General features: G+C 57.6%; 1 protein-coding gene. It reads right to left on the bottom strand.

Going from position 1 to position 446, the window contains the following annotated elements:
• The coding region (locus tag VSR34_RS38650) for a ParA family protein (protein ID WP_342965265.1) at nt 1-446 on the bottom strand (446 nt) is incomplete at both ends.

The following is a 446-nucleotide window of genomic DNA, read 5'->3' as shown; positions in this document are numbered from 1 at the left end:
CCGAATAGATCTCGTCGATCCACCGACAGTAGTCCACGAGAGGCTGCCGAACGCGTTGCAGCGACTTGGCCGCGCTGTGACTACTGCTAATGTCGAAGACGGTCGAGAACGCCAACGCCCCGGTGCTCATCACCGAGCTCGCCGGTACCTCGATAGAATGCAGCCAGTTTTCGTACGCGCTTTGCGCCCACGCGCGCACGATCGGCGCCGACGAGTTTCGCCCATAATCGACCCGCGACAACACCAACGACACAAAGTCGTATTTCTTGTCCTTCTCGAATTTGATGAAGCTTTTGGACACATCCGAGAAGAGTCGCCAGAACGACAGCGAGCTGATGAAGTCCAGGTTTTCGGGCACCATCGGCATCACCATGGCATCCGCGGCCATCAGCGCATTCAGGTTGAGGTACGACAGCGACGGCGACGTATCCATCAGGATGTAGTCG

It is taken from the genome of Paraburkholderia sp. JHI2823 (assembly GCF_038900695.1).
In the GTDB taxonomy this organism is placed as follows: Bacteria; Pseudomonadota; Gammaproteobacteria; order Burkholderiales; family Burkholderiaceae; genus Paraburkholderia; species Paraburkholderia mimosarum.
This window is presented reverse-complemented; position numbering and strand designations above follow the sequence as displayed.